Annotated in this window: 19 protein-coding genes and 2 riboswitches; of the genes, 11 read left to right on the forward strand and 8 right to left on the reverse strand. The window is 53.0% G+C overall.

Going from position 1 to position 18,881, the window contains the following annotated elements:
• Nucleotides 1-88: 88 nt before the first annotated feature.
• From MHH78_RS01925 to MHH78_RS01935, 3 genes are read right to left on the reverse strand one after another with little or no spacing between them, the layout of a single operon-like run.
• A complete protein-coding gene (locus MHH78_RS01925; protein ID WP_341166456.1) occupies nucleotides 89-757 on the reverse strand; it encodes a GNAT family N-acetyltransferase in 669 nt (222 codons plus the stop codon).
• Nucleotides 758-795: 38 nt separating this feature from the next.
• Nucleotides 796-1,464: a GNAT family N-acetyltransferase gene (locus MHH78_RS01930; RefSeq protein WP_341142280.1), complete on the reverse strand. Its 669-nt coding sequence runs from the start codon at nucleotides 1,462-1,464 to the stop codon at nucleotides 796-798.
• Between the two features lie 15 nt (nucleotides 1,465-1,479).
• A complete protein-coding gene (locus MHH78_RS01935; protein ID WP_076084835.1) occupies nucleotides 1,480-2,337 on the reverse strand; it encodes a carbon-nitrogen hydrolase family protein in 858 nt (285 codons plus the stop codon).
• 261 nt (nucleotides 2,338-2,598) lie between these two features.
• Here MHH78_RS01935 and MHH78_RS01940 point away from each other — a divergent pair, with 261 nt between their 5' ends.
• The 3 genes from MHH78_RS01940 to MHH78_RS01950 all read left to right on the forward strand — a co-directional run bounded on the left by MHH78_RS01940 (nucleotide 2,599) and on the right by MHH78_RS01950 (nucleotide 6,198).
• A complete protein-coding gene (locus MHH78_RS01940) occupies nucleotides 2,599-4,671 on the forward strand; it encodes a transglycosylase domain-containing protein (RefSeq protein WP_341166457.1) in 2,073 nt (690 codons plus the stop codon).
• A 98-nt stretch (nucleotides 4,672-4,769) separates the two neighbouring features.
• Nucleotides 4,770-5,447: a DNA-3-methyladenine glycosylase gene (locus MHH78_RS01945; RefSeq protein ID WP_341166458.1), complete on the forward strand. Its 678-nt coding sequence runs from the start codon at nucleotides 4,770-4,772 to the stop codon at nucleotides 5,445-5,447.
• Between the two features lie 268 nt (nucleotides 5,448-5,715).
• A complete protein-coding gene (locus MHH78_RS01950) occupies nucleotides 5,716-6,198 on the forward strand; it encodes an AbrB/MazE/SpoVT family DNA-binding domain-containing protein (RefSeq protein WP_036724433.1) in 483 nt (160 codons plus the stop codon).
• A 94-nt stretch (nucleotides 6,199-6,292) separates the two neighbouring features.
• On the opposite strand, the gene MHH78_RS01955 is transcribed toward MHH78_RS01950, so the two are convergent.
• Nucleotides 6,293-6,799 (reverse strand): YwhD family protein, encoded by a 507-nt coding sequence (locus MHH78_RS01955; protein ID WP_036724431.1) that lies wholly within the window; start codon nucleotides 6,797-6,799, stop codon nucleotides 6,293-6,295.
• 104 nt (nucleotides 6,800-6,903) lie between these two features.
• Between MHH78_RS01955 and MHH78_RS01960 the strand changes: the two genes are divergently transcribed.
• The 6 genes from MHH78_RS01960 to MHH78_RS01985 all read left to right on the forward strand — a co-directional run bounded on the left by MHH78_RS01960 (nucleotide 6,904) and on the right by MHH78_RS01985 (nucleotide 12,842).
• Nucleotides 6,904-8,919, forward strand: coding sequence for a M1 family metallopeptidase (locus tag MHH78_RS01960; protein WP_341166459.1), 2,016 nt, complete (start codon nucleotides 6,904-6,906; stop codon nucleotides 8,917-8,919).
• Between the two features lie 9 nt (nucleotides 8,920-8,928).
• The gene (locus tag MHH78_RS01965; protein ID WP_083685702.1) at nucleotides 8,929-9,762 is read left to right on the forward strand and encodes a hypothetical protein; all 834 of its coding nucleotides are present in this window, start codon (nucleotides 8,929-8,931) and stop codon (nucleotides 9,760-9,762) included.
• Between the two features lie 212 nt (nucleotides 9,763-9,974).
• Nucleotides 9,975-10,113, forward strand: a riboswitch (cyclic di-AMP (ydaO/yuaA leader).
• A gap of 57 nt (nucleotides 10,114-10,170) precedes the next feature.
• Nucleotides 10,171-10,599: a C40 family peptidase gene (locus MHH78_RS01970; protein ID WP_051477954.1), complete on the forward strand. Its 429-nt coding sequence runs from the start codon at nucleotides 10,171-10,173 to the stop codon at nucleotides 10,597-10,599.
• Between the two features lie 388 nt (nucleotides 10,600-10,987).
• Nucleotides 10,988-11,130, forward strand: a riboswitch (cyclic di-AMP (ydaO/yuaA leader).
• 4 nt (nucleotides 11,131-11,134) lie between these two features.
• On the forward strand, nucleotides 11,135-11,626 hold the full coding sequence (locus MHH78_RS01975; RefSeq protein WP_036724428.1) for a C40 family peptidase: 492 nt from the start codon (nucleotides 11,135-11,137) through the stop codon (nucleotides 11,624-11,626).
• 246 nt (nucleotides 11,627-11,872) lie between these two features.
• Entirely contained in the window at nucleotides 11,873-12,358 is a 486-nt protein-coding gene (locus tag MHH78_RS01980; protein ID WP_341166460.1) for a GNAT family N-acetyltransferase, read from the forward strand.
• A 127-nt stretch (nucleotides 12,359-12,485) separates the two neighbouring features.
• Nucleotides 12,486-12,842, forward strand: a complete 357-nt coding sequence (locus MHH78_RS01985; RefSeq protein ID WP_076084861.1) for a c-type cytochrome — start codon at nucleotides 12,486-12,488, stop codon at nucleotides 12,840-12,842.
• 131 nt (nucleotides 12,843-12,973) lie between these two features.
• Here the strand turns inward: MHH78_RS01985 and MHH78_RS01990 are convergent, their stop codons facing one another.
• A complete protein-coding gene (locus MHH78_RS01990) occupies nucleotides 12,974-13,249 on the reverse strand; it encodes a 4a-hydroxytetrahydrobiopterin dehydratase (protein WP_036724424.1) in 276 nt (91 codons plus the stop codon).
• A gap of 210 nt (nucleotides 13,250-13,459) precedes the next feature.
• Nucleotides 13,460-13,753 (reverse strand): hypothetical protein, encoded by a 294-nt coding sequence (locus MHH78_RS01995; RefSeq protein WP_036698940.1) that lies wholly within the window; start codon nucleotides 13,751-13,753, stop codon nucleotides 13,460-13,462.
• A 203-nt stretch (nucleotides 13,754-13,956) separates the two neighbouring features.
• Here MHH78_RS01995 and motA point away from each other — a divergent pair, with 203 nt between their 5' ends.
• Complete coding sequence (gene motA, locus MHH78_RS02000; RefSeq protein ID WP_036724422.1) at nucleotides 13,957-14,757, forward strand: flagellar motor stator protein MotA; 801 nt, start codon at nucleotides 13,957-13,959, stop codon at nucleotides 14,755-14,757.
• Nucleotides 14,741-15,562 carry a flagellar motor protein MotB gene (motB, locus tag MHH78_RS02005; protein WP_341166461.1) on the forward strand — a complete coding sequence of 274 codons (822 nt, stop codon included), beginning with the start codon at nucleotides 14,741-14,743 and terminating at the stop codon, nucleotides 15,560-15,562. The genes motA and motB overlap by 17 nt, the downstream gene beginning before the upstream one ends.
• An 88-nt stretch (nucleotides 15,563-15,650) precedes the next feature.
• Here the strand turns inward: motB and MHH78_RS02010 are convergent, their stop codons facing one another.
• Nucleotides 15,651-16,352, reverse strand: coding sequence for a pseudouridine synthase (locus MHH78_RS02010; protein ID WP_076084823.1), 702 nt, complete (start codon nucleotides 16,350-16,352; stop codon nucleotides 15,651-15,653).
• Nucleotides 16,339-18,612 carry an ATP-binding protein gene (locus tag MHH78_RS02015; protein WP_341170261.1) on the reverse strand — a complete coding sequence of 758 codons (2,274 nt, stop codon included), beginning with the start codon at nucleotides 18,610-18,612 and terminating at the stop codon, nucleotides 16,339-16,341. Before MHH78_RS02015 ends, MHH78_RS02010 begins: the two co-directional genes overlap by 14 nt.
• Between the last annotated feature and the right edge of the window lie 269 nt (nucleotides 18,613-18,881).

The raw sequence follows: 18,881 nt of genomic DNA on the forward strand, positions 1-18,881 counted from the left end.
TAATCATAGAGGTCATATTCGCTTTCCCATTGTACACTATATCCAGATCAGGAGGGCATTTCAATCGCTTTTTCATCTGCCCTGGCCCTCACAGCGGCAATAATGCCACACTCTCCCTGCCGCGAAGCTGGCAGATCATCGATGTCCAGGCTTCCGGCTTGCCCTCCAGCACGGCGTAATAACGGGTCAGGAAATCGGCCACCAGCGGCGCCGCGAGGCTCTCCAGCTCCTCATCTCCGGGCATGAAGCAGAGGTCCAGACCGGACACGGCCTCGCCATCTCCCTGCCAGGAAGGGTGGACATAGGGAATATCTATTCTTTTATAGCCCAAATGCGACAGAACTTCACGGCGGACGTACGGGTCCATCGGCTTAATTCCGCCAAAATCATATCCCACACGGTACGGATCATAGATCTCAGCGAACATCCCCAGCAGCTCCGTGTGATTCTCAGCCGCCAGCTTCTCCAGGTCCTTCAAGCGTTGACGCGCCAGAAAACGGCCAATGCCCAGCCCTTCCCGGCCAATGATGGTGAAATCGGTCATCGCTACATTCCAGTCGGCATAGTAACGGTATTCCGTAGTGCCTACAACCTTCCCTTCATGCACCGCAGCGAACACGCGTATTCCCGGATCGGCAAGCGGCTCCTTCCACAAGCTGTACTCCAGCACTTCCTCGGGCGGAAATACATCCGACAGCAGCTGATGCACCTCTCTGAACAACGGGTCGGCAATATCTGTAATTCTTCTATAATCCATAGTCAAGGGATCTCCTCCAAGTGATAGGCTGTATTCATTTATTGAAAAGGATTCCGCCATTCCATCAGCGCTGCGTAATTCCCTGATTCCTCGTCCTCCAGATAACCCGCGACCACACGAACCGGAGACCGGCCGCACCGCAGCAGAAAAGTAATCACCGGATCAGACCAGCTTCCGGCGATAACCCCGGCCAGATACTCTTCCGCTGTCATCTGCCCGGCCACCCGGTGATAGCCCGGCATCCGGCCCGCTCCCAGCAGCCGCTCCAGCTTCTGCTGCACGACCACATGGTATAACGACTGGACCAGCTCCTTGCCCAGACCCAGCTTGCGGTACCCGGGACGGACACACAAATCCGCGATATACAGCGTGTTCCCGCCCGGCTGATGCGTAGTGAGATAACCGTCTGCCGTAACCTCTGACCACGTATGATGATGCGCCTGCGCCTCCGGGTCAAAATTCATCAGGAATCCGGTAACCGATCCGGCCAGCTCCCCGGCCACCTCTACACATAAGGCCCCTTCCGGAAAAAGTGTCACGTGATTCAGCAGCTGCTCCCGGTTCCACCACAGCTCCGCAGGATAAGGCGGCGGGAACGCCTCGGACTGAATCGTGATCAGCTCGGTGAAGTCAGCTTCCGTATAGGAACGGATCACCGCAGGCACCGGCGTCTTGCCGTCCAGAGCGTAGAACTTCTTATAATACATCCGTTAGTCTCCCCCTTACGTCCAGTCGGTGTACAGATCGGTGCGGCGGTCACGCCACGTGGTTACAGACCCGTGTTCCCGGACGCGGTACAGCAGCTCCAGATCCAGATCGGCGGTGATGATCATATCATTGTTGATCTCCCCCTCGGCCAGCAGACCCTGCGGAGGGAACGGAATGTCATTGGGTGTGATAACCGCCGCCTGGCCGAAGTTGGCCCGCATCAGATCAACCGTAGGCAGTGAGCCTACGGTGCCGGTCAGCACCACGTAGACTTGATTCTCGATAGCCCGGGCGTGGCTTGTATACCTTACCCGGTGGAAGCCGTGGCGGTCATCCGTGCAGGACGGGCAGAAGATCACATCTGCTCCCTTGGCCCGGGCCATGCGCACAATCTCAGGGAATTCAATGTCATAGCAGGTCAGCATGGCAATGGTTCCATGGTCTGTCTGGAATACCTGAAGCTCCTCACCGGCCCCCATATTCCAGCCCTCTACCTCAGCAGGGGTAATATGCAGCTTGGCCTGTTCGGCAATTCTTCCATCCGGGTAAAAAAGATGGGCTACATTATACAGCTTGCCGCCGCGCCGCAGCACATGGGTCCCCCCAATAATATGTACCGCATACTTCCCCGCGTACCCGGAGAACATCTCCAGGTAACGGTCTGTGAACTGCGGCAGATCCTCTATCCCCAGCGCCTCCCCGTCCTCGCCTCCGATCGACATCAGCTGTGTCGTAAGAAATTCAGGGAAGAGGATAAATTCGGCGCCGTACTCTCCGGCCGTCTTGATATAGTGCTCACACTCGGCAGCAAACTCCCCGAAGGAAGAGATGGTGTGCAGATGATATTGTACAGCAGATACGCGAAAAGCCATGGCGGCAGTCCTCCCGGGCATGATAGTTACATGCATTTTCATAAGTATCTAAAATTTTACCATAACCGTTCACAAGTAGAAACGGCTTTGCCGTCCTTTTAAAGGACACTCCCAAGTTCCCCGCCGGGTCGGGCAAGTTCCGCTTTCTCTGCCAATGGTGAATATCTCCTCTCATCCTTTCCCATAATGAGGAATACAAGCCGCGGCAGCCCTCATGGGGCCAGCCTGTGTTACTGCTTGAATTCGAAGGAGCCTGATACCATGACGCGCGATTCTGCCACACCCAAAGTCCGCAAACGCCGCTTCCGCCTGCTCTTTCGGCTGCTGGCCGTCTCCGCCCTGCTGTTCCTGCTGGCAGCCGGCGCTCTGCTTGGATACCTATATCAGAAGCCGCTCCCCCCGCTCGGGGATGATGTCCGCTCCAGACTGCTTGACGCCAGGGGCAATGTGATGACCACCTTCACCACAGACGGCCGCAGCCGCGAGCCTGTTGAGCTTAACCGGATCTCCCCGCTGCTCATCAAGGCCACGCTGGCTGTGGAGGACCGGAAATTCTATAATCATATCGGCTTTGATCTGAAAGGCATGGGGAGAGCGGTACTCGCCAATCTGGAGGCGGGCAGACGCACGCAAGGGGCCAGCACCTTAACCCAGCAGCTCGCCCGCAATCTGTACCTGACCCATGAGAAGACCTGGACCCGCAAGGCCAAGGAAGCGCTATATACTCTGCAGCTGGAAATGAAATATTCTAAGGACGAAATCCTGAATATGTATTTAAATGAAATCTACTACGGACACGGCGCTTACGGAATCGAGGCTGCGGCCCGGATGTATTTCGGCAAAGCTGCCGCAGATCTGGATCTGGCAGAGAGCGCCCTGCTGGCCGGAGTGCCCAAGGGACCCACCTATTATTCTCCTTATAATCATCTGGACAGCGCCTTGAAGCGTCAAGGCATTATCCTGGCCGCCATGGTTGATACGGGGGATATTACCGAGTCGCAGGCACAGGAGGCCGCTAAGGAGCAGCTGAAGCTGAGCCCGCAGGGTCAAAAGGATACCACGGTGGCTGCACCCTATTTCCGCGATTATGTGCGCAGTCTGGTGATCGACAGCCTGCATATCAGCAGTGACGAGCTGGACCGGGGCGGGCTGAATGTCTATACAACGCTTGACCCGGATATGCAGCAGGCTGCGGAAGCGGCTGTGGATCAAGGCATGGACCACAGCAGCGAGCTGGAGACGGCCCTGGTCTCCGTTGATCCCCGCACCGGCTATGTGAAGGCTATGGTCGGGGGCACAAATTACCGGACCAGCTCCTTCAACCATGCGCTGGCAAAGACGCGCCAGCCCGGCTCTTCCTTTAAGCCGATTATGTATTTGGCGGCGCTGTCGACCAAAGAAATGACCGGCTTGTCCGTCTTCAACAGCCAGCCGACGCTGTTCCATTATGATAACAACCGCAAGACGTACCAGCCCCGGAATTTCGGGGATAAATATCTGGGAGAGATTAATATGCGGCAGGCCATTGCTGCGTCCGACAATATCTATGCAGTGAATACTATTATGAAGATCGGGGCAGATAAGGTCGCCGCCATGGCGGCCGCAATGGGGATTAACAGCCCGCTGCAGAGCGTTCCTTCTCTGGCGCTTGGAACCTCGCCTGTCAGCCCGCTGGAGATGGCCGCAGCCTTCGCAGTGATTGCGAATGGCGGAGTGAAGCAGCCGGTCACTGCGGTCCTGAAGATCACGGATGCGGGCGGACATCTTCTATATGAAGCTCCTCAGCCAGAGGGTCAGCCCGTGGTTGAGCCGGCAGCGGCTTACGTGTTAACCCGGCTGATGGAGGGGGTCTTTGAGAGCGGAGGCACCGGGAACCGGGTGGCCTCGATGATCAAGCGTCCGGTTGCCGGCAAGACCGGCACTACAGATACCGACGGATGGATGGTAGGCTTCACGCCTGAGCTCTCAACCGCCGTCTGGGTCGGATACGATAAGGGCCGCGATATTGCGACCACCGACGGCAGGCGGGCAGCACCGATCTTCGCCGGATTCACGGAAAAAGCACTGGAGAATGTGCCGCCGAAGATTTTTCCCATTCCCGATGGCGTGGTCAGCGTATATATCGATCCGCTGTCCGGCATGCTGGCTACAGCAGACTGTCTGGAGAAAAAGCTGGAGACCTTCATCAGCGGCACAGAGCCTACCGCATATTGTGACCAGCATAGCTCCGGTGAACCCGGTGCTTCCGGAAGCTCCGATCCTTCCGGCCCTGCCGATCCGGTCAAGGAAGAGCATTCCCTTTGGAATAATATCAAGCGCTGGTGGATGAACTAACCTGGGATTGCCGCTCCCCGCTGTCTGCGTTACGATGGGGAGACCGGCAGAGGCGTACGCCCGCCTAACTCCGCCGCAGGAAGGTGTGCCATCCATTCATGAAGCCGAATCACTCCGCTGGCCTTGAGCCGGACGCGCCACAGCTGTTGCAGCCTGAGCTCTACAAGCTCGCAGCAGTTGAAGCAGCGCCGCGCCTTCTTGGCCAGCATCTGGTCCGCCGCACGGAAGACGGGAACATCCGCTGCCGCATTGTGGAGACAGAGAGCTACGGAGGTGCCGAGGATAAGGGCAGCCATGCGTATGGCAGCCGCCGGACCGCCAGGACGGAGGTCATGTTCAGCGCCGGAGGCGCAGTGTATGTATACCTGATCTACGGCATGTACCATTGCCTGAATGTCGTAACTGCCGCTCAGGACGAGCCGCATGCCGTTCTGATCCGGGCAGTAGAGCCGCTTACGGAGAGGGATGCCGAGCTTATGGCGGCATATAGAGGAGTTGCCGTGAGGAAGCCCTCGGACCTCTCGGGCGGGCCGGGCAAGCTGTGCCGGGCGCTGCGGATTGACAAGAGTCTTAACAATACCAGGTTCGATCTGCCGGAAGGCCCGCTGAGCATCGAGCAGGGGGATGACCCGGAGTCCCTGGATATTGTCGAGGCCCCGCGCATCAATATTCCTTATGCGGAAGAGTATGCCGGGCGCCCCTGGCGCTTCTATCTGAAGAACAATCCTTATGTCTCGGTCAGCGATCCGCAGGCACAGCCCTACAGGCTGGTCTAAAGGCCTATACCGCTGTTTCGGCTGTGGTATATTGGGTATTAATAAGAGAACCCTAATCAGCCTCTCCCTTGGAACTTTCCAGGCGGAGAGGTTTTTCTTCTATATTTTGATCTCCGCACCCTTAGGCGCCAAAAAATGATAAACACTCCTATAAAATGACAATAAATCCCCCTATTTGTATACGCTTCCCCCGTTCTCTAAACTTACAATTACTGCTATAATCATATATATCTACAAAAAATATAAAGATGTAAATGAGGGACATGGGATGAAAGATACAGGCATGATCCGAAGCTTAGACAGTCTCGGAAGAATTGTGGTTCCCGTAGAAATCCGCATGACACGTAATATTGACATTGGGGATCCTATCGAATTTTTTATACTGGATGAGGATATCATCGTCCTCCGAAAGTACACCTCCACAGAATGCACCTTTTGCAGAAGTCTTGATCATGTGACCTACTATAAGGATCAGTTCATTTGCAACACCTGTCTGAAGGAGCTTAGTGACCCCGACCGCGGATCAGAACCCATCCATGCCTCCCCTAGTTCAGCAGAAGAGCATCCCGAGCCAGCCCGCGGGGGACGGAGAAGCAAGACCGAAGAAATGAGTCTGCGTCTTATGAAAGCGATCGAAGATCATCCCTATGCCAACCAGAAGGAGCTTGCCGAGGTTCTCGGCATCAGCCAAGCCAGAGTCAGCCAACTCAAGCGCAAGCTGAACACTCCCGGCAGAACAGATCCGCAGTAACCGTTATCCATTCATCCCTGCTTAGACATCAGATAAGGCTTGGCCCCGTTGGGGCCAAGCCTTAATTTTTGGGCGAAGCATATAACCTGATCTTCTATTCCGATAGCGCAGCTTTCAGCTCCTCAGGCGAAGCGGCCCACCACTCTTCATTATGGGCCATCAGCAGGGATTTCAGCGCTGCCCGCTCAGCACTTCCAAGTCCATCCAGAATAAGCTTGCGCTTCAAGGCCGCATCCAGCTTATTTACATGATCCGCAAGAATCTTCCAGCCGCGCCGCGCTTCGGTGTCAATCCACATCTCACAGGCGGTAATTCCGCCGTAGAACTGTCCCTCCGGGGTACGGTCAACGGCGACCCATACGACCCAAACCTGTCTTCCCGCCGGAACATCCTCACGGTTCATAGAGAATTTAATTCCCTTCTCCACTTTGCTCTTGGCATGCATGGCACCTATATCAATAACGGCGATGCCCTGATCAATAATGACAGGCGATACATTGTTCAGATCAATCGAGCCTGCACCGAAGCCTTTATGCTTGGCTCTGGCGTTCACAATATTCAAGGCAATTTGTTTTTTGCCCTCCGGTTGTACGTTATCCACATGTGCACATCCTTTCCATTCACTAATTATTTAATTTTAGCTAATAATGCGGCGATTGCAAACATATACATCCCGTAGATGCTTGTCACGGGAGGAATCATAGTATGAAGCCACATTCATTAAGGTATACCCTCATCTTCGCAGTCCTGGCTGTCCTCACCTTGCTTGGAGGCGGAATATGGTTTCTGTCAGGGCATAGCCCTGCCGTATGGACTGCCTCTGTTCCAAAAGAGGCCAAGTCCCCCGCCATTATCCCCCGGCAGCAGCCCGTGCAGTCCGATCTTTCAGATACGATCTACACATCGGAGACAGAGGCTTTAAGCCAGCGCGTGGTTGAATATCACATGGATGTGGAGCTCCTGCCTGATAAGGAGACCCTGGTCGCCTCCGAGACGCTGACCTGGACCCATCCGGGCGCAAAGCCGGTCCAGGAGCTCTACTTTCATCTGTATCCCAATGCATTCTCATCCGCCAGCACCACCTTCATGAAGGAGTCCGGGGGCACGCTTCGCGGTGACACCATGCCTGCTGGGGGTTACGGGAGCATTACCCTGACAGATTTGCGGACCTCCGAGGGCATTTCGCTGATGCAGCGCACCCAATATGTGCAGCCGGACGACGGCAATGTCAATGACAGAACACTGCTCAAGGTCCATCTGCCGCAGCCGGTGAACGGCGGCGAGAGCGTTACGGTAAGGCTTAAATTCGAAGTCAAGCTGCCGAAAATTTTCGCCCGGATGGGAACCGCTGGCGACTTCGTGATGGCCGGCCAGTGGTTTCCGAAGCTTAGCGTCTATGAGCCTGCCGGCAGAAGAGGACTCAAGGAAGAAGGCTGGAACCTGCATCAATACCACGGCAACTCCGAATTCTACAGTGATTTTGGAATTTACAATGTATCGATTTCTGTCCCGCCCGAGTATAAGGTCGCCGCAACCGGGTTCCCGGTGAGAGACGCCAAGGTGGTGAAGGGGCGCAAGATCTATCAGTTCTATGCAGATGACGTCCACGACTTCGCCTGGGCGGCATCGCCTGATTTCGTGGTTGCCGAGAAGGCCTTCTCCGCGCCGCAGGTGCCCGGGGTGAAGATTAAGCTCTATCTGGACCCGCTGCATAAGCATCTCCAGGAGCGTTACTTTCAGGCGGCTGAGGCTGCACTGATGGCATTCAGCAAGTGGTACGGCCCTTATCCCTACTCTACCTTATCGATTGTTGTCCCGCCGGAGTCCGGCAACGGGGCCGGAGGCATGGAGTATCCGACCCTGATTACCGCCTTCGGCGCCACGGACACTTCACCGGGCACCTCCCTGGAGCGCACGATCATCCATGAGATCGGGCACCAATATTTCTACGGTCTGGTGGCCAGCAATGAATTCGAAGAAGCCTGGCTGGATGAGAGCTTCACCTCTTATGCCGAAGACCGGCTGATGGAACAGGAATACGGTGTGGTCTCAAGCCTCCCGCTGCAGTCCAGCCTGGTCTCCTCTTCACAGCCGCTTAAGCTGGAGACCTGGAAATACACCGGTGATGACGCCTACACGCGCAATGTATACATCCGGGGCAAGCTGGTGCTGAAGGATATCGAACGCATCGCCGGGACCAAGAATATGGACGCCATCCTCGCCGCCTATGCCCGCAAATACCGCTTCCAGCATCCGACCACCGCCGACTTCCAGAAGGTTGTGGAGAAAGTGACCAAGCAATCCTGGCAGACGTATTTTGAGCGGTATGTCTATAGCGGGGGGGCACCCGACTTCGCAGTTGACGATATCAGGCTCACCGTCAGACGGGACAACAGTGACGGCGGGGGGAGCCGCTATAGCGCTGTGGTTGATGTAAGCAATAAGGGCAGCCTGTACCCCGATGTTCCCGTGAAATTCACCTTCGTAGACGGGTACACGGTACAGCAATACTGGAATGGCGAGGGTAAGGCTACTTCCTTTGAGTTAGCGTATAAAGCGCCGCTGGTCTCCGCAGAGATCGATCCGGGGCATTCCATTCTGCTGGAGAGCAGGCATCTTAATAATTTCAGAATGGCGGAGCTTGAGCCGCGTACACTCTCCCGCTGGACGCTTAGTGCATCAACTCTGCTTGAAACCCTGCTCGGAACTCTTGTCTGGTGAGGTGAAGGAATGGTGAAAAGTTCAATTGCCCGCGGTTGGATCAGCATGAAAGAGCAATTCTATATATTGATTCTGCTATTTATCTACCGGCTGTTCTGGGGATATTTCCTGTACAAATTCATTAAAAGCGCGGTTGTCCCCGTCCTGCTCCGCTACCCGGATGCGAATGCCGGCGGCAGCGGAATAGGCAGGCTGCTGTATTATATCGAGGGGCAGACCGCGCTGCGCACCGACTCCGCCGTCCAGCACTGGCTGTGGATGCTGCTTGCGCTGACAGTGCTAAGGCTGCTGGTGACTCCCTTTATCCGTGCAGGGCTGCTGCACGAGCTTCACCAGGAGCGCGACGGAGCGCGGGGACTGTTCTTTTTTCCCGGAATGAGAAAATATGGGCTGCCGGTGCTGGTGTTCAGCCTCATCGAATGGGCGCTAACCCTCCTGCCGCTCTATTGGCTGCTTCCGCGTATGTACCGTCATCTGCTCAGCGGCGTTCTCGATGTCCAGCTTCTGCTGAAGCTGGTGCCTTATGTGCTGGGCTGGCTGCTCTATCTCTTCCTTGTCCGCAAGCTTCTGCTCTATATGCAATTCGGCTATACCGCCGGTACCGGCATGTTCTCCTCACTGCTGATCTGCCTGAAGATGCTGATGCCTTCGATCGGTATATCCATCGTTCTGGGGGCGGGAAGCCTGGCCGTAATTCTGCTCTGCAGCGCCTCTGCTCTGTTCTATCCCGGATTGCCGGCCCTTATGCTCCGCCAGGCAGCTCCGCTGCCCTCCACGCTGTTCGATATGTGGGGAATCGCTGCCCAGTACCACCTCTGGTCCAGTAAATCATTTCCACAATAATAAGCTGCTGAAGCGGCATACTAAAGAGAGTCACAGCCCCTCTATCCGGGAGCAGGACTCTTTTTTGCTTGAACAGAGGACAAAAGCATTTGCAAAAGGGGAAATCCTCTGATACAATGATGGCTGTACCAGTAGTAACAAAGTTGTAATCTTTCAAGCAAAATATTCCGTAACTCTTGCAATTTAAGCAATACCGATAAGTCACTGTTCTGGTGCATAAAACGCCGAATTCCCTGCACCGGGAAGTGGGGGAACCATATTTTGGGTGAATTGATCTCGCTTTAGAGGGGTCATAGGGGAACCTTCTACCGAATCCTTAAGCTAACCTCGCAGGCCCTGGAAGGAGTACATCTTTTGATTAGTCAGAATTTCAAGAAAAAATGCACCGCAGCAGCGCTGGGTCTTGTGATGGTATTCACACTCGGAGCGGGCAGTGCCTTCGCAGATTCCAAAATGGATACTGTGATTTCAAAAACCATTGGAACGTCGTATAAAACCGGGGGCACAACCACCAGCGGCTTCGACTGTTCCGGATTTACCAAGTATGTGTTCAAGAATGTCGGGCTTACCTTGCCCCGTACCTCCAAAGCACAGTTCAAAGTTGGAACAAGTGTATCCAAGAGCAATCTGCGTTCCGGTGATCTCGTGTTCTTCAATACCCTGGGTAACGGAGTGTCCCATGTCGGTATTTATGTTGGAAACGGGAAGTTCGCACAGTCCTCGAGTTCACGTGGTGTAACCATCAGTTCGATGAGCCAGTCCTACTGGGCCAACCGCTACGTTGGCGCCAAACGAGTAATGAGCACAACAGCCTACCAAGCTGTCGCTTACGATTGAACCCTTGAAGCATACCCCGAATATTTCAGCCTCTAACAACTAAATGTAACTTATACGAGCCCGGGATGATTATTGCCGTAATCATTTCCGGGTTTTTCCTTTTCCTTATTCTACCTTTTACACCGAATTCGCAGCCTTGAAACAGCATTTTCTTGCAAAAATAAAGAAATTATCATATAAATTAACCCCTGCGCATAGATATGAGTCTTTCGAAAGGGCTATAACTCTAAAAAACAGCAAAAAAGATGCATTAATATGTTATAAGTGATTGCCAAGCGCCTTAGTCTTTGTTACAATTATCGCAGTGATCTTTTAGTAACATTTTTGTAATTATTGAATCGCTTTTAACAAAGGTTTTGTCATGTATTGAATGAACCGCTAATCCTAATCAACAGTCGTGCCGAGTTCCCTAATGAATTAGGGAAACGGGGGAACCACTTTGGGTGAATTGACCTCCTATTCTAAGAGGGGTCATAGGGGACCTTCAACCGAACCCTTAAGCTAACCTCGTAGGCATTGGAAGGGGTATTTACTTTTGAAGAAGAAGCTAGCAGCCGCAGTACTAAGCTTGTCCATTATCTTCACCATCGGAGCAGGAAGCGCTTTCGCGGATTCCAAAATGGATAAAGTGATCGACAAAGCCATCGGAACCAAATACGTGTCCGGCGGTACATCAACTAACGGGTTTGATTGCTCCGGATTTACAATGTATGTTTTTGATAAGATCGGCATTAACCTGCCCCATCAATCCGGCTCCCAATATCAGATGGGCACTGCCGTGTCCCGTGACGAGATGAGACCGGGCGACCTTGTATTCTTCAATACAAGCGGTAAGGGCATATCCCATGTTGGTATTTATGTTGGTGACGGCGAATTCGCCCATGCCTCTTCCTCACGTGGTGTAACCATCAGTTCGCTGAGTGACAGCTATTACGTCAACCGCTACGTTGGCGCCAAGCGAATCATGAGTACAGATGCCTACAAGACTGTAGCTTCGGATTCCCAAGACAACGATGATGTACAATAATCCTTTGTAACCTAACGCTCTCTTCCGAGATTTTTGCCGAAATCTTGGAGAAGGGCTTTTTTTGTCTATAAAATTACTTACCCGTCTCTATATTTGTAAAACACTGATTCTGCGCTTTCGGAAAATATATTTTGCCGTTTGTCAAGTTCCTGCATTTCCGTAAGGAAATTGCGTCGAAACTGGCTGTTTTTGTATATAATTAATAGAAGAAATGAATTTATGTCCCTTGGAAGGAGGCCTCCCCTAATGATTAGCTCCCCGCTAACCTTTTATGTGGTGCCTATGGAGCCGCAGCATGCCGCTGAGATCTGTGAGTGGAGCTACAAGCCTCCGTATAATATTTACGGCTGGATGTCCTGGGAGCAGATGCAGGCGCTGGGCGTGGAGTTCGGAGACCCGCAGCTGCGCAGCGAGCAATATGTGTCGGTTGTGAATGGAGAGGGGGATCTGTGCGGCTTCGCCCAGCTCTTTCCGATGGAGGGGGTAGTCCGGCTTGGAGTCGGAATGCGGCCCGATCTGTGCGGTCATGGAATGGGGCATCTGTTCATGAAGGCTATTGTGCAGGCAGCACGGTCGCGTTACCCGGAATGTGAGATCGACCTGGAGGTGCTGACCTGGAACCAGCGCGCCATCCGCGCCTACCAGAAATGCGGGTTCACTATAACGGATACCTATGAACGCCGCACTCCGACCGGCAATAAGCCTTTTTATTGCATGGTCTATGAGGAATAGCACCGGAGACAAGAGGGATTTGCAAAAAATGGATCATTTGTGTTCATTTTTTTGACACACATACTATGATAACGCTTCACCATCCGCTATAATGGAGACAGCAGCTTACATGGAGGGACGGATGCAGATGCAGAAATGGATCATGAGCGGTTTGTTTTTTGCCGCCTGTGCCTTTGCAGTAATCTTAATGTTTACCCTACCCGGTAAATCCGAGGTGGCGGAGCAGAACAAGCCGACCATGCCGGAGGTTGTGCTGGACGCTGCGGGCGCAGAAGCCACAGTAAAGGCCAATTGTATCTCCTGCCACGGAGACCAGCTTCAGGGCGGGGCGGGACCCAGCCTGCAGCAGGAAGGCGCTTCGCATGACGCAGCTCAGATCTACAGCATAGTCACCAAGGGCCGCGGACAGATGCCTCCCTTCAAAGACAGGCTGGCCCCTGAAGAGATTGCGAATGTAGCCCTATGGCTGGCCGAGAAGAAATAATCCGCAACCTGTACTCACACCTTGCTCCTCATTCTAAATGTATAATGCCCGTGACGAGGATAACGAACGATCCTTGCACGGGCATTTCTATTAATTAGATATTCCTGTTGTCTCCATAGGGGCCTTGTCCTCTAGCGGGTCTTCTCGAATGCCTCATTAAATTCATGCGCCTGGCGGAGATCAAGCTTCTCCACATCTGCAGCCAGCCGCAGAACAACCGTCTTGTAATCAATGGTGATATGCGGGTGATGGTCAAAGGCCTCCGAAATTGTCGCTACCTCATCCACAAAGGCAATTCCCTTCATATATTCACTGAACATATATTTGCGCACCAGCCTATCCCTCTCCAGCTTCCAGCCCTCAAGCTTGCCGATCTGCTCCTGCAGTTGTTCCTCAGTTAATTGCAATTCGTTTCCTCCCTTGCTAAGTTAACGGTTTCTTGAGCCTGCTCTTTCCTTCAAATAAAACATCCCTCAGCTTCTGAAAGTCCAAGGGATGTGCCAGGCCAAAGATTTTTGATTAAATGTATTCTGACATCCCAGCAATTAGTACTCCACTTCCAATTTTAACATGGCCGGATGCCCGGGACAAACCCGCTGCCGCATTTTTCCCCTGCTTTATACAAGAACGACTGAAGCCAGATCCTCATCGCCCAGCAGAATATTAATGCGGTGTGTTTCTTTATCGTACATCACAACTCCGCTGCCCACCTGAATGACCGGCTCGTTGCCCAGCGCGTAGAACAGGTCTTCCGCAAGCGCCTCCCAGACCTCCTGCCTCGATTCCTCCGGCAGATTCGTCCACTCTTCAGGCTCCATTTCAAAAAAAATGTACCCGTCTGCAATCCGTCCAACGGCTCCTGTCAGTTCAACCAGAATTTCACCGTAATCCCTGCCATGCTTAACTCCCACATCAATCACTCCGTTTTCTTCGCTGATGAATAATAACCTACCTTATCTATTATAGCCGAAAAAATCACTTCACAAAAAAGGGAATGATGTCGATAAAGAAGAATATACGTGATTTGGTTACGAACAGAGTGTTCTCCCGCGGTTCAAGGACGAATTACGCGGTTAGTCGATCACTTCTTAATTCTCATGGACGAGGTGCATAAATGGAAATCTCAACAATTCTAGGCCTGGTGTTTGGTCTGATCGCAGTAATCTGGGGGATGATACTCAAGCATGCTCCACTTGCAAGCTTGAACAACCCCGCTGCCTATGTCATTATTTTTCTTGGCACGGCTGCCTCCATCTTCATGGCCTTTCCGATGTCGGAAGTCAAGAATTTCCCTAAGCTGTTGAAGATCCTGTTTACGAAGAAAAAGATGGTCGGTAAGCCCGAACTGATTACCATGTTCATGGAATGGGCATCCATTACCCGCCGCGAAGGGCTGCTCGCTCTGGAGTCCAATGTCGATGAAATTGAAGATAACTTCCTCCGAAACGGCATGCGGATGATTATTGACGGCAATGATCAGGAGTTCGTCCGTGATGTATTAATGGAAGATATTCATGCCACTGAAGACAGACATAAAGCCGGAGCCTTGATCTTCTCCCAGGCCGGGATGTATGCCCCTACACTAGGGGTACTCGGGGCTGTTATCGGGCTGATCGCCGCCTTGGGTGATATGAGTAACATGGACGTCCTGGCCCACGCGATTGCCGGTGCCTTCATTGCAACCCTGCTCGGGATATTCACCGGTTATGTCATGTGGCACCCTATGGCGAACAAGCTGAAGCGGATATCCAAACGCGAGATTGAAGTCCGCCTGATGATGGTCGAGGGTCTGCTCTCCATTCAGTCCGGGGTGTCTACCATTGCCATTAACCAGAAGCTGTCTGTCTTCCTGACTCCGTCCGAGCGTGCCAAGCTTAGCGAGAAGGAGGGGGCTTCCAGTGAGCAAAAAGACTAGGCATGAGGAACATGAAGAGCATGCCGATGAATCCTGGCTGCTTCCCTATTCTGATCTGATGACCCTGCTTGTTGCTCTGTTCCTGGTTATGTACGCCATGAGCGCTACGGACGCCGTGAAGTTCCAGCAAATGGCTGAAGCCTTCAATTCAGCGCTCAGCGGCGGCGGCGGCGTCCTGGAGTACCGGTCGGATTCCCCAACCAGCTCCCAGCTGGACCAGGGCAAGCAGGATAAGATGAACAGTGTGATTGCCAAGAACACCGGCACCTCCGATCTGTCCAAGCTCCGTGCCAAGGAGCAGGAGGATCTGGAGAAGCTGAAGAAGCAGTTCGACCAGTACATCAAGAACAACGGGATGACCGACTTGCTTAGCACGAAGCTGAATCAGTCCCAGCTGATGATCACGATTAGTGACAATGCCCTGTTCGCTTCGGGACAGGCTATAGTGAAGGACGAATCCCGCCAGTTGGCCAAGTCGATCTCTAACATGCTGCAGCAATTTCCTGATTATGAAGTATTGGTGCAGGGGCATACCGATAATGTTCCGATCTCCAACAGCACGTACTCCTCGAACTGGGATCTTAGCGTAGATCGCGCCCTGGAGTTCATGAAGATTCTGCTGCTCAATCCCAACCTGGACCCGACGAAGTTCAGCCCGACCGGCTCTGGCGAATACCACCCCATCGCTACCAATGCTACGGCTGCCGGGCGGGCCAAGAACCGCCGGGTAGAAGTATCCATCCTGCGTAAATATAAGGACGCTGCTGCGGAGACAACGGATGTCTCTAATGTAACAGCTCCCTGAATAATAATGAAACAAATAAGAGCTGCTTCGAACGGCCCTACCAGGGTCTATCGGAGCAGCTCTTATTATAGGTATGGGCATTATAATCTTATTGCAGCTGATAGTTCAGCATAGCCCCCAGCTCCTGCTTCTCTTCCTGGGACAGCTCCCGCCATTCTCCGGTCTTCAGTGCGCCAAGTCGGATATTCATTACCCGGATGCGCTGCAGCCGCCGGACTTCATAACCGAAGGCGCTGCACATGCGGCGAATTTGCCGGTTCTTGCCCTCAGTCAGCACGATACGGAATACCCGTTCACTAATACGCGTAATTTCACAGGGAAGTGTCTTGCTGCCCAGAATTTTCACGCCGGTGGACATACCGGTCAGAAAAGAAGGCGTGACGGGTCGATCTACAGTGACCACATATTCCTTCTCATGCCTGCCTTCTGAGCGTAATATTTTGTTAACAATGTCACCGTCATTGGTCAGCAGAATCAATCCCTCTGAATCCTTGTCGAGCCGCCCGATCGGGAAAATCCGTTCCTCATGCCCTATGAAATCGACAATATTGCCTTGAATATGCGCTTCTGTAGTAGAGGTAATGCCAACCGGCTTATGAAGCGCGATATACACGATCCTGCTGCCCGTCTGAAGCGGCTGGCCGTCAATCAGTACGGTATCCCCGGCCTCGGCTTGGCTGCCCAGCATAGCGGGCTCACCGTTGATGGTGACCCGCCCTCCCTCGACCAGCTTGTCTGCTTCACGGCGTGAACAATAGCCTGTCTCACTGATGAATTTATTGATTCTCATGTTCGTCTTCACTCCGTTCTATATTCATAACGGCCGGAGGTACTGGCTCCTTAGCTTCAGGCAGCTTGATAATTACCTGTGCCCCCCGGCCATACTCGCTTCTTATCTCCAGGCTGCCCTTATGGGCCTGAATAATCCGCTGGCTGACCATCAAGCCGAGACCGGTTCCGGACTCTTTGTTCGTAAAGAACGGCTCTCCCAGCTTGGGCAGCATGTCCTCAGGGACGCCTCCGCCCTCATCCGTGATCACAACAACCACAGAATCATCCTGCTCCTGCTGCTCCACGGTAATCGTTCCCCCGTCCAGCATCGCTTCGATCGCATTTTTGATTACATTGATAAATACCTGCTTCAGCTGATTCTCCTCACAGTGCACCATGGCGGGTACTCCCGAGAAATGTGTGGTGAATTCAATGCCGAACAGGTGGGCCTGACTGTCCAGCAGGGAGATGACATCGCCGACAATATGCCGCAGATCCCTTTGTTGGAAATGAACAGCCTGCGGCTTCGCCAGAATCAGGAACTCACTGACAATCATATTGATCCGGTCCAGCTCCGAGAGCATCAGATCAATATGCAGCGGAACGAGAACCTTCTTCTCCTGCTGAAGCTGCAGGAAGCCCCGCAGGGTGGTCAAGGGATTGCGGATCTCATGGGCAACGCCTGCGGCAAGCTGGCCGACTGTAGTCAGCTTCTCCGAGCGTCTGAGCAGCTCCTCGATCCGGTTGCGCTCGGTCATGTCACGGGATACATGGACAACCGACTGCGGCTGGCCCTCTTCATCCCGGATAACCGAGCTGCTGACGCTGACCTCTACCAGGGAACCGTCACGCTTCAGCCTGACGGTCTCCACAGGCGGCAGAGATGCCCCGTCCTTAAGCTGCTGCAATCGTATACTCTCCTGCTGCTGCACAGTGGCCGGAACCAGATAAGGCGGCTTGACCAGAGCATCCGCAGCGCCCCATCCATAGAGATCCTCGAACGCTCTGTTCGTACTGATGATCCGCCCTTCCATATCCACCGTGTGGATGGCATCCGAAGTGCCGTTAATGACCGACTCCAGATGCTCCTTAACCGCACGGTTCTCCTCCAGTGTCTGCCCCAGCCGGTTCGTGTGCTGCAGCAGATGTGAGGTCATCGCATTGATGCGCTGGGCCAGCTGTCCAAGCTCATCGCGGCTGGATACATTAAGCGGGGGCTCGAACTTGCCCTTGGCCACATCATTGACCTTAGCCAGTATATCCTGAATCGGGCGTGTAACAACACCGGCCAGGACATAACTCGCCAAGAGAAAGATAATAAGCAGCAGTACCGAGGTGGTGATATTATTGAACAGCTGCTCGCGGATGACTGAGGAGATCGCCTGGTAGTCCATGACTACACTGATCACATAATCTGCGGCTCCCGGCCGCTCAATCGGAATGAAGCTTTTGAGCACTCTTTTACCCAATGCCTTCGTATCCAGCGTTACCGGCTCGCCCTTGTTCAATGCTTCACGGATTGCCGCCTTGTCCTCTGCAATATTGCCGTAGGAATAGGTTCCGTACTGAATAGGGCGGTTCCGCAGCTTCGTGTTCTTGGGATCTGTACCATCAGGCAGCATGCTTGAGGCCCCGAAGGTCTTCGGATTGATTCCCGTAATCTCCAGAATTCCGGGATTTACAGCTTTGGATTCCTGGATGATCTCATCGGGACTCATAATTTTGACATAATCGCTTACCGCTGTGCTCCGGACGAACGGATCTATGATATAATTGCGGGCCCCGTCATAATAATAACCCCATTTATCAATGTACTCCGGATTGGAGGTTGAATATTCAAACGGCCCGGACCAGAAATTCTCCAGGGATTGCCCCTGATCGACAGACACCCGCTGGCCTGCAAACAGCTCCAGAAAAGCCACATACCAAAATCCCATGCCTCTGGTCGAAAGTCCAATCTCTGCAGGATCTGAAGATTTGGCTACGATAATATCATCCGCAGTCTTCACCAGCAGCGAGATATTCGACACCCCCAGCTTGGTGGATAGCGCCTTCAATTGTTGATTGGTAATATTCCTGATATCCGGGTCCAGCTCATAGGACGCCAGAATGGCGGTCAAGCGCAGGTTCTGGGCAATTTTATCCTGCACGTAATTCGAGCTGTAGCCGCTCTGCTCCACCGATACGGCAACCTGCTTCGCAGTGATCTTCATGTTGCTTACACTCTCATTCCGCAGATTATTCCGGGCAGCATAAAGATTGAGCGAAAGATTAAGCATCAAGATTAAGAGCACCGAGCCAAATATAATCGCTGATAATTTCGTTTTTATGGACAAGCGTATTGTTCACCTCTTATCCGCTGGTAAATCCTAGCGGGCATTCAACATAATCATACCTTTTGCCCTCCCATTTGAAAAGGCCTTTCCCCACAGCCGGGTGCTGGCAGATATTGAATTATCGGGGCAGTTTCACTACAATAGGTAAGAAACCATCCACAGGTTATGCACATATAAACATTTTGCCAAATCGCGATGTGCACAATTTTGTG

The sequence above is a fragment of the Paenibacillus sp. FSL H3-0333 genome, from assembly GCF_038002805.1.
Taxonomy (GTDB): Bacteria; Bacillota; Bacilli; order Paenibacillales; family Paenibacillaceae; genus Paenibacillus_AQ; species Paenibacillus_AQ silagei.